This is a genomic window from Azospirillum melinis, from assembly GCF_013340935.1.
In the GTDB taxonomy this organism is placed as follows: domain Bacteria; phylum Pseudomonadota; class Alphaproteobacteria; order Azospirillales; family Azospirillaceae; genus Azospirillum; species Azospirillum melinis.
Genome location: NZ_WHOS01000046.1, coordinates 48,346 through 57,664 on the forward strand (window position 1 = coordinate 48,346; position 9,319 = coordinate 57,664).

The 9,319-nt window shown below is 68.9% G+C and carries 7 protein-coding genes; 3 read left to right on the forward strand and 4 right to left on the reverse strand.

All coding sequences use genetic code 11. The features are described 5' to 3' along the window. Positions 1 to 144: 144 nt before the first annotated feature. From GBZ48_RS26370 to GBZ48_RS26380, 3 genes are all read right to left on the reverse strand, one after another. Complete coding sequence (locus GBZ48_RS26370; protein ID WP_174473738.1) at positions 145 to 1,260, reverse strand: NADH:flavin oxidoreductase/NADH oxidase; 1,116 nt, start codon at positions 1,258 to 1,260, stop codon at positions 145 to 147. A gap of 93 nt (positions 1,261 to 1,353) precedes the next feature. Then, positions 1,354 to 2,766 carry a M20/M25/M40 family metallo-hydrolase gene (locus GBZ48_RS26375; RefSeq protein ID WP_174473739.1) on the reverse strand — a complete coding sequence of 471 codons (1,413 nt, stop codon included), beginning with the start codon at positions 2,764 to 2,766 and terminating at the stop codon, positions 1,354 to 1,356. A gap of 30 nt (positions 2,767 to 2,796) precedes the next feature. Continuing rightward, complete coding sequence (locus tag GBZ48_RS26380) at positions 2,797 to 3,885, reverse strand: ParA family protein (RefSeq protein ID WP_281362496.1); 1,089 nt, start codon at positions 3,883 to 3,885, stop codon at positions 2,797 to 2,799. A 258-nt stretch (positions 3,886 to 4,143) separates the two neighbouring features. Between GBZ48_RS26380 and GBZ48_RS26385 the strand changes: the two genes are divergently transcribed. The 3 genes from GBZ48_RS26385 (at position 4,144) to mmsB (ending at position 7,902) form a co-directional block, all read left to right on the forward strand. Continuing rightward, positions 4,144 to 5,643 carry a CoA-acylating methylmalonate-semialdehyde dehydrogenase gene (locus tag GBZ48_RS26385; RefSeq protein WP_174473741.1) on the forward strand — a complete coding sequence of 500 codons (1,500 nt, stop codon included), beginning with the start codon at positions 4,144 to 4,146 and terminating at the stop codon, positions 5,641 to 5,643. Between the two features lie 181 nt (positions 5,644 to 5,824). Continuing rightward, complete coding sequence (locus GBZ48_RS26390; protein ID WP_174473742.1) at positions 5,825 to 6,970, forward strand: isobutyryl-CoA dehydrogenase; 1,146 nt, start codon at positions 5,825 to 5,827, stop codon at positions 6,968 to 6,970. A 50-nt stretch (positions 6,971 to 7,020) separates the two neighbouring features. Beyond that, a complete protein-coding gene (gene mmsB, locus GBZ48_RS26395) occupies positions 7,021 to 7,902 on the forward strand; it encodes a 3-hydroxyisobutyrate dehydrogenase (RefSeq protein WP_174473743.1) in 882 nt (293 codons plus the stop codon). A gap of 28 nt (positions 7,903 to 7,930) precedes the next feature. On the opposite strand, the gene GBZ48_RS26400 is transcribed toward mmsB, so the two are convergent. Beyond that, on the reverse strand, positions 7,931 to 8,836 hold the full coding sequence (locus GBZ48_RS26400; RefSeq protein WP_174473744.1) for a LysR family transcriptional regulator: 906 nt from the start codon (positions 8,834 to 8,836) through the stop codon (positions 7,931 to 7,933). Positions 8,837 to 9,319 lie beyond the last annotated feature (483 nt).

Sequence of the window (9,319 nt, forward strand, 5' to 3'; positions counted from 1 at the left end):
CGCCCTCTCCCGCCCCGGGAGAGGGAGGGGACCCGCGCCGCAGGCGTGGGGAGGGTGAGGGGTGGTCCGAGAATGCCGAACCGCATGGCTTCGTGCCCAACCCCTCACCCTTCCCATGCGTTCACACTGCGGAGCCGCTTGGCGTCAGTCCGCCGTGACGGTGTCGGTGGCGCGATAGCGCTCCAGCCAGTGGGCGTAGGGCGCCGGCAGCACCCAGGACGGACGCTCGACGCCCAGCTCCTTGGCGGCGCGGTAGGGATAATGCGGGTTGGCCAGATGGGCGCGGCCGACCATCACCAGATCCAGCTGCCCGTCGGCGACGGTGCGGTCGGCGATCTTCGGCGCGTCGATGCCCCAGGCCGCCGCCACCGGCAGCTCCGCCTCGCGCCGCACCCGCTCGGCGACAGGCGCCAGGAAGGCCGGGCCCCAGGGAACATGCGCGTCGGGGGTGGAGAAGCCGACGCTGACGCTCAGCAGGTCGAGCCCGCCGGCGCGGAAGTTGCGGGCGAGTTCGATCGACTCGGCCAGCGTCTGCTCGTCGCGCCCGTCATACTCGATCACGCCGAAGCGCACGGTCAGCGGCAGGTTTTCCGGCCACACCTCGCGCACCGCCGCCAGCGTCTCCAGCAGGAAGCGGCTGCGCCCGGCAAGGTCGCCGCCATACTGGTCGGTGCGCTTGTTGGCATGGACCGAGAAGAAGCTCTGGCCGAGATAGCCGTGGGCGAAATGCAGCTCCAGCCACTTGAAGCCGGCATCGCGGGCGCGCACGGCGGCGGCCACGAAATCGGCGCGGACGCGGGCGATGTCGTCCAGCGTCATCGCCTTGGGCACCTTCGGCAGGTGATGGCCGAAGGGCACGGCCGACGGCGAGATGGTGTCCCAGCCGCGCGGATCGCCCTCGGCGATGTGGTCGTCGCCTTCCCACGGGCGGTTGGCGCTGGCCTTGCGGCCGGCATGGCCGATCTGGATGCCGGGGACGGCACCGGCGGCGGCGATGGACGCGGCGATGCGCGCCATCCCTTCCGCCTGGGCGTCGTTCCACAGCCCGGTGCAGCCCGGCGTGATGCGGCCTTCCGGCGACACCGCCGTCGCCTCGACGATCACCAGACCGGCGCCGCCGCGGGCAAGGCCGGGATAATGGGCGAAATGCCAGTCGTTGACGACGCCGTCGACGGCGCTGTACTGGCACATCGGCGGAACCGCGATGCGGTTGCGCAGGGTGACGTCCTTCAGCGTGAAGGGCGTGAACAGAGCGGACATGCGAATTCCCGTCTCGATCTTGTCGGTGGCGGCAGGGGCAATGCGTTTGCCTACCCCTGCCGCGGATCGGGGAGATTTAGGTCCGCCCGAGCCTCAACCAACCCTCCCCGCCGCCAAACGCCCCAATATCGCCGCATGGCTGCGGATACCGTTGCGCAGGCATTTCAGCTCGAACTTCTCGTTGGGCGAATGGATGCGGTCGTCGTCCAGCCCGAAGCCGACCAGGATGGTGTCCAGCCCCAGATGCTCGCGGAACCAGCCGACGATGGGGATCGACCCGCCGCCGCCGATCAGCACGCCGTCGCGCCCCGTCGCCTCCTTCAACCCGCCGCGCACCGCCTGCATCCACGGCGTGTCGGTCGGCACCTCGATGCCGGGCGACGCGCTGAAGCTGCGGAAGCCGACCGTGCAGTCCGCCGGCAGCCGCCCCTCGAAGAAGCGCCGGATCGACGCCTCGACCGCCGCCGGGTCCTGGCCCGGCACCAGACGGCAGCTCAGCTTGCAGGACGCCTTGGCAGGGATGACCGTCTTCGACCCCTCGCCGGTGTAGCCGCCCCAGATGCCGTTGATGTCGCAGGTCGGCCGGGTCCAGATGCGCTCCAGCAGCGTCCGCCCCGCCTCGCCATGGCTGCGGGTCAGGCCGAGCGCCGCCAGGAACTGCGCCTCGTCCAGCGGCAGGCCGCGGATCTGCTCCCGCAGCTCGTCCGGCAGCTCGCGCACGCCGTCATAGAAACCGTCGAAGCGCACCCGCCCGTCGGCATCGTGGATCTGGCCCAGGATGCCGCTCAGCACGTTGAGCGGGTTGGGCACCGCGCCGCCGAACAGGCCGGAATGCAGGTCGTGGCTCGGTCCGGTGACGGTGGCCTCCAGATAGAGCAGTCCGCGCAGCCGGGTGGTGATCGCCGGGGTGTCGGCGTCCCAGGCGTTGGTGTCCGTCACCAGACAGAAGTCGGCGCGCAGTTCCTCGGCATGCTCCGCCAGGAAGCGCGGCAGCGATGGGCTGCCGGTCTCCTCCTCGCCCTCCAGCAGCACGGTGGCGCGGATCGGGAGGGAGCCGTGGACGGCGTGCCAGGCCTCGAACGCCTCCATGAAGGTCATGGTCTGGCCCTTGTCGTCAGCGGCCCCGCGGGCGACGACGCGGCGGCCCCGCTCGGCCTCGACGATCACCGGATCGAAGGGCGGGCTGGTCCACAGCTCCATCGGGTCGGCGGGCTGCACGTCGTAATGGCCGTAATAGAGCACATGCGGCGTCTCCACCCCCTCCGGCCCTGGCCCTGGCCCCGGATGATGGGCGACCAGGATCGGGTGGCCGGGAGTGTCGTGCAGGGTGACGGTGAAGCCCATCGCCCTCAGCCGGTCGGCGCACCAGCGGGCCGCCCGGCGGACCTCGCCGGCGAAGGCAGGGTCGGTGCTGACCGAGGGAATGCGCAGCAGCTCGCACAGCCGGCCGACCGACTCCTCGAAGGAGGAGTCGACCTTCCGCAGAACGGCATCGACAGGAAGCATGATGGCCCTCGCTTTGATTGTTGGCTCCACCTATCCCCCAAGCCCCAACAGCCTGCCCAGGATCGGCTGCCCCACGGCAGCCCCCAGCGCGAAGCCGCCGGCCAGCCCGATCACCAGCCCGACGATACCGGCACCCATCCCGCCGCGGCCGGAGGACTGCGCACGCTCCGCCTGCCGCCCGCCATTGCCCGCGTTACCGCCGGGCTCGTCGCCCTCGTCGATGGAGGAGGCGCGCCGCGCGCTGTAGGAGGTGTCGGTCGCCTCGTGCCAGGAGCGGATGCGCTCCAGCGCCGGCTTCAACTGGGATTCGTCGGGGGCCGTACCGCGGCCATGGACGATCTCCCAAGCCAGGGCGGCGAAGCGGCTGGTCGTCCGCCCTTCCGGCGTGAAGATCGCGGCTGGCATACGGCGGTATGTCGCCTTCACCACATCCACGTCATAGGGGAAGGCGGTGCGGAACATCTGTTCGGGGAACTCGTTGCGCAGCTGCGTCAGCGATTCGCGCCCGACCTCGTCGTTGGTGATCGACAGCATCAGGATGCCGGCCAGCGACAGGCTGGGGTTCAGCCCGTTCTGGATATGCTCCACCACCTGCAAAGTCCGCCGCAGCCCGTCCAGCGCATAGCGGCCGGGGAAGACCGGCACGATCAGCCGGTCCGACGCCGCAAGCGCACCGGCCGCCAGATGGCCCAGCGCCGGCGGGCAGTCGATGACGACATAGTCCGGCGGGTTGCGCGAGAAATGCAAAGCCTTGCGCAGGCCCCGCTGCGAGCCGCCGCGGCTGTCCAGCGCATGCTCCAGCGAGTAGAGCTTGCGCGCGCCGACGATCATCGACAGCCCGTCGAAAGCGGTCGGGGTGATGGCGTCCTCGACGAAGGTTTCCTTGCGCAGCAGGTCGTTGATGCCGACCTTGGCCTTGTCGCGCAGCAGGAAATTGCTGGTGGCGCTGCTCTGCGGGTCGAAATCGATCAGCACGACGCTCTTGCCCAGCGCCGCCAACGCAAGCGCGAGGTTCACCGACGTGGTCGTTTTGCCGACGCCGCCCTTCTGGTTGTAGACCGACAGGATGGTCGGCTGGCGTGTCTCCGGCGTGTCGAAGACGTCATCGTGGCTGGTCATGTCCATTCCGCTTCGCCGTTTCTGCGGCAATCCCCCGCGCAACCCGGCCCCGTTTCCGGTCCGGGCCGTGCGGGCGCACTATAAGCGGTGGGGTTTCAACTCTCCACACACCTTTGGGGACAGGTTGGCCGAGCGCTGGAACGGCGCCGCACACACCCTTGCCGCATTCCTGCACAACCGATGCGCAAAGTTTCGGGTCGATCCGCGTGGCCGCTCAGGTCCACATGGTGACAAACAATCCTGAGGGAGGACAATAGGATGACCACCGAACTTCAGCACCTGATCGGCGGCAAGCTGGTTTCCGGCACGTCCGGCCGGTTCGCCGACGTCTACTCCCCGATGACCGGCGAGGTGCGCGCCCGCGTGCCGCTGGCAAGCGTCGAGGAGATGCACGCCGCGGTCGAGAACGCCAAGGAGGCGCAGCGCGGCTGGGCCGCCACCAACCCGCAGCGCCGCGCCCGCGTGCTGATGCGCTTCCTCGATCTCGTCCAGCGCGATTACGACGAGCTGGCGCTGCTGCTGTCGCTGGAGCATGGCAAGACCATCGTCGACGCCAAGGGCGACATCCAGCGCGGGCTTGAGGTGGTGGAGTTCGCCTGCGGCATCCCGCACCTGCTGAAGGGTGAGTTCACCGACGGCGCCGGCCCCGGCATCGACATCTATTCGATGCGCCAGCCGCTGGGCGTCGTCGCCGGCATCACGCCGTTCAACTTCCCGGCCATGATCCCGATGTGGAAGTTCGCCCCGGCCATCGCCTGCGGCAACGCCTTCATCCTGAAGCCGTCGGAGCGCACGCCCGGCGTGCCGGTCAAGCTGGCCGAGCTGATGCTGGAGGCCGGCCTGCCGGCGGGCATCCTCAACGTCGTCCATGGCGACAAGGTGGCGGTGGACGCCATCCTCGACGACCGCGACATCAAGGCGGTGGGCTTCGTCGGCTCCACCCCGATCGCCGAATACATCTACAACCGCGGCTGCGCCAACGGAAAGCGCGTCCAGTGCTTCGGCGGCGCCAAGAACCACGCGCTGGTGATGCCGGACGCCGACCTCGACCAGGCGACCGACGCACTGATCGGCGCCGGCTTCGGTGCGGCGGGTGAGCGCTGCATGGCGATCTCCGTCGTCGTGCCGGTGGGGAAGAAGACCGCCGACGCCCTGATGGACCGCCTGATCCCGCGGGTGGAAAGCCTGAAGGTCGGCCCCTCGACCGACAGCAGCGCCGATTTCGGCCCGCTGGTGACGGCCGAGCATCTGGAGCGGGTGAAGTCCTACGTCGATCTCGGCGTCAAGGAGGGCGCCAAGCTGGCGGTCGACGGCCGCGAGTTCAAGATGCAGGGCTATGAGAACGGCTTCTACATGGGCGGCTGCCTGTTCGACGAGGTGAAGCCGGACATGCGCATCTACAAGGAGGAGATCTTCGGCCCGGTCCTCTCCGTCGTCCGCGCCGACAGCTATGAGGAGGCGCTGTCGCTGCCGAACGATCACGAATACGGCAACGGCGTGGCGATCTTCACCCGCGACGGTGACGCCGCCCGCGACTTCGCGTCGCGCGTCGATGTCGGCATGGTCGGCATCAACGTTCCGATCCCGGTTCCGCTCGCCTACTACACCTTCGGCGGCTGGAAGCGTTCGGGCTTCGGCGACCTGAACCAGCACGGCCCCGACGCGGTGCGCTTCTACACCAAGACCAAGACCGTCACCTCCCGCTGGCCCTCGGGCGTCAAGGAAGGCGCCAGCTTCGTCATTCCGACCATGGATTGATGGGTCCTTAGCCTCCCTCTCCCGCCCCGGGAGAGGGAAGGGGCCTATGCGCAGCATGGGAAGGGTGAGGGGGACGACAAGGATCGTTGTGCTTATCCTTGGATCACCCCTCACCCTCCCCACCTTACGGTGGGTCCCCTCCCTCTCCCGGGGCGGGAGAGGGCCTTGATTGAGGTGACGCATGTCCTTTGAACTGACCGAAGACCAGGTCGCCATCCGCGACATGGCGTTGTCCTTCGCCCGCGACGAGCTGGCGCCCAACGCCGTCGAGTGGGACCAGAAGAAGCATTTCCCCGTCGATACGCTCCGCGCCGCCGGCGAACTCGGCATGGGCGGCATCTATGTGTCGGAGGACCATGGCGGGTCGGCGCTCAGCCGCTTCGACGCCGTGGTGATCTTCGAGGCGCTGAGCCAGGGCTGCCCGACCATCGCCTCCTATATCTCCATCCACAACATGGTGGCGGGGATGGTGGACAATTTCGGCAGCGCCGAGCAGAAGGCTCATTGGCTGCCCAAGCTCTGCACCATGGAATGGCTCGCCAGCTATTGCCTGACCGAGGCCAACGCCGGTTCCGACGCCGCCGCGCTGCGGACCAGGGCGGTGCGCGACGGCGACTCTTACGTCCTCAACGGCGCCAAGCAGTTCATTTCCGGCGCCGGCAGCTCCTACCTCTACCTCATCATGGCCCGCACCGGCGAGGACGGCCCCGGCGGCATCAGCGCCTTCCTGGTGCCCAGGGACACGCCCGGCCTCTCCTTCGGCGCCAACGAGCACAAGATGGGCTGGAACGCCCAGCCGACCCGCGCCGTCATCCTGGAAGACGCCCGCATCCCCGCCTCTGCCCTGCTGGGTCAGGAAGGAATGGGCTTCAAGTTCGCCATGAAGGGGCTGGACGGCGGCCGCATCAACATCGCCGCCTGCTCCATCGGCGGCGCCCAGGCGGCGCTGGACAAGGCGCTGACCTACATGAGCGAGCGCAAGGCCTTCGGCCAGACGCTCGACCGCTTCCAGGCGCTGCAATTCCGCATCGCCGACATGGCGACCGAGCTTGAGGCCGCCCGCACCTTCGTCCACCGCGCCGCCTCAGCGCTGGATGCTGGCGCCAAGGACGCCACACGCCTGTGTGCGATGGCGAAGCGCTTCGCCACCGACACCGGCTTCGAGGTGGCGAACAACGCGCTCCAGCTGTTCGGCGGCTACGGCTATCTGGCCGACTATGGGGTGGAAAAGATCGTCCGCGACCTGCGGGTCCACCAGATCCTGGAAGGCACCAACGAGATCATGCGCCTGATCGTCTCGCGCAGCGAGATCGGGCGGATGGCGTAAAAACGAACAAACCAAACCCCATAAAAACCAAAGCAACGGGAGACGCGACGATGGCGGTGATCGGTTTCATCGGATTGGGCAACATGGGCGGCCCGATGGCCGCGAACCTCGTGAAGGCGGGGCATCAGGTGGTTGGCTACGACCTCGTACCCGCAGCCGTCGAGGCGGCCAAGGCGGCCGGCGTCACCATCGGCGAATCCCCCGCCGCCATCGCCGCGGCGGCCGACGTGGTCATCACCATGCTGCCGGGCGGCAAACATGTGCTGGGCGTCTATGGCGACATCACGCCGCTGGCCCGGCCGGGCGCGCTGCTGATCGACTGTTCGACCATCGACGTGGACTCCGCCCGCAAGGCGCATGCGCTGGCCGCCGACAAGGGCGCCGCCTCGCTCGACGCGCCGGTGTCGGGCGGCGTCGGCGGCGCCGCGGCCGGCACGCTGACCTTCATGGCCGGCGGCGAGGCGGACGCCTTCGAGCGCGCCCGTCCGATCCTGGAGGCCATGGGCAAGAAGATCGTCCATTGCGGCGGCGCCGGTGCCGGTCAGGCGGCGAAGATCTGCAACAACATGATCCTCGGCATCTCGATGATCGGCGTCTGCGAGGCCTTCGTGCTGGCGGAAAAGCTCGGCCTGTCGCATCAGGCACTGTTCGACGTGTCCTCGACCTCGTCGGGCCAGTGCTGGTCGCTGACCAGCTACTGCCCGGTCCCCGGCCCGGTGCCGGCCAGCCCGGCCAACCGCGATTACCAGCCCGGTTTCGCGGCGGCGCTGATGCTGAAGGACCTGAAGCTGGCCCAGGAAGCGGCACAGGGCGCCGGTGCCCCCACCCCGCTGGGGGCCGCGGCGGCACAGCTCTACGCCATGATGAACGCGCAAGGGCAAGGCGGCGCCGACTTCTCCGGCATCATCCGCATGCTGCGCGGCGAAGGCTGACCCGCACGGTAAATCAGGCTGCGGGAAATCAAATGGCTGCCGGGGGCAGGAACAGCGCCTGCTCCCGCCGCACCAGATCGGCGATATAGTCGGCGGTCATCGAAATCCGCGCCAGCGAGCGCAGATCCTCGTGCACGATCAGCCAGAAGGACCGGGTGATCGTCACCTCATCCGGCAGCACCGGCACCAGATCCGGCTCGCCGGCCGCGATGAAGGCGGGCAGCATGCACAGGCCGGCGCCGGCCAGCGTCGCCTTCAGCTGGGCGACGAGGCTGCTGCTCTTGATGCGCGGCGCCGCCTCCCCGATGGTCTCGACATAGTCCAGTTCGGGGGCGAAGATCAGGTCGTCGATATAGCCGATGAAGGAATGGCCGCGCAGGTCGGCGCGGCTGAGAATCGGCGCCCGGCTGTCCAGATAGGCGGCGGTGCCGTACAGACCCAGCCGGTAATCGGTCAGCTTCCGTGCGAACAGCCGTCCTTCCTGCGGGCGCGACAGGCTGATGGCGATGTCGGCCTCGCGCTTCGACAGGCTGAAGACGCGCGGCATGGCGACCAGCTGCACCTCCAGCTCCGGATGGCGTTCGCACAAGGCGCCGATCCGCGGCGCCAGGAAGCAGCTGCCGAAGCCGTCCGGCGCCCCGATCCGCACGGCACCGGCGAGCGCCAGATCGCCGTCGGCCACCATGCCCTGGGCCAGCAGGGCGGCACTCTCCATCACCTCCGCCGTCTGCTTCAGCCGCTCGCCCTGCGGCGTCAGGGTGAAGCCGCTGGGCCGCCGTTCGAACAGGGTGACGCGCAGCGCATCCTCCAGCGCGGTGATGCGGCGGCTGACCGTGGTGTGGTCGGCGCGCAGCCGCTGGGCCGCCGTGGTCAGCGTGCCGGCCCGGGCCACCGCCAGGAAAAAGCGCAGGTCGTTCCAGTTGAAATCGGCCATGTCCGCCGGCGCGCCGTCCGTTCTTGCAGGGTGAATGAGGGGCCGGACTCTCCCATCAAGCCGCCTGCCTGACAAGAGCGCCAACCCGCCCCTGCGACAACACTGCACACGAGGCCGCACCCTGGCCCTCTCCCTGGCCCTGCCCCGAACGTTGGTGGATGGCCGAAAGAGCCTGATCCGAAGGGGTACCGCATCTTCCGGGGCAGCGCCCCCATTTCGCGCGGACGAACAGGCGCCCTGTTGCGTTTATCTGTTAAGCGACGCGGATGCGACGGCCAAGAGGATGCAGGATGCCGGGCGAAGGCCGGACGGTGAGGGGCAGCGGAGCGGTGATGGCGGCGGCACTTGCGGCCCTGCTCGTCATGCCTGCCGCAGGCCCGGCTGCCCGTCAGCTGGACGCCAAGCGCCGATCCCCGCATCGCCGGCTACCGCGCCGACGTGATGACGCCGGGCGGCAAATGGCGGGAATGGAAGGTCACCCGC